1 protein-coding gene is annotated in these 978 nt (G+C 63.2%); it reads left to right on the plus strand.

All coding sequences use genetic code 11. From position 1 onward, the window contains the following. On the plus strand, positions 1–978 hold a 978-nt coding region (gene tdh / locus EOC06_RS37835), incomplete at its 3' end, for an L-threonine 3-dehydrogenase (RefSeq protein ID WP_128310148.1).

Raw genomic sequence — 978 nt, forward strand, 5'->3', positions numbered from 1 at the left:
ATGTCGAACATGATGAAGGCGCTGGTGAAGGCCAAGGCCGAACCAGGCATCTGGATGGAAGAGGTGCCGGTGCCGGAGATCGGCCCCAACGACGTGCTGATCAAGATCAAGAAGACGGCGATCTGCGGCACCGACGTGCACATCTACAATTGGGACCAGTGGGCGCAAAAGACGGTGCCGGTGCCGATGGTGACCGGCCATGAATTCGTCGGCACGGTCGCAGATTTCGGCGCCGCGGTCACCGAATACAAGGTCGGCCAGCGCGTGTCGGGCGAAGGCCACATCGTCTGCGGCCATTGCCGCAACTGTCGCGCCGGGCGAGGGCATCTGTGCCGCAACACGCTCGGCGTCGGCGTCAACCGTCCTGGCGCCTTCGGCGAGTATCTGGCGATCCCGCAGCACAATGTCGTGCCGATCCCCGATGATGTGCCCGACGAGATCGCCGCGATCTTCGACCCGCTGGGCAATGCCGTCCACACCGCACTCTCCTTCGATCTGGTTGGCGAAGATGTGCTGGTGACCGGCGCCGGGCCGATCGGCATCATGGGCGCGCTCGTCGCGCAATGCGTCGGCGCGCGCAAAGTGGTCATCACCGACATCAACCCGCTGCGGCTGGCGCTGGCGAAAAAGCTCGGCGTCCAGCATGTCGTCGATGCCTCGAAGGAAAAGCTGCGCGACGTCATGCCGGTGCTCGGCATGACCGAGGGGTTCGACGTCGGCCTCGAAATGTCGGGCGCCGCCCCCGCTTTCCGCGACATGATCGACACCATGAACAATGGCGGCAAGATCGCCATTCTGGGCATCGCGCCGACCGGCTTCGAGATCGACTGGAACAAGGTCATCTTCAAGATGCTGCATCTCAAGGGCATCTACGGCCGCGAGATGTTCGAAACCTGGTACAAGATGATCGCGCTTGTGCAGGGCCCGCTGGATGTCTCCGGCCTGATCACCCACCGCATCGGCATCGACGATTTTCAG

The sequence above is a fragment of the Mesorhizobium sp. M7A.F.Ca.MR.362.00.0.0 genome (assembly GCF_004023175.1).
GTDB lineage: Bacteria > Pseudomonadota > Alphaproteobacteria > Rhizobiales > Rhizobiaceae > Mesorhizobium.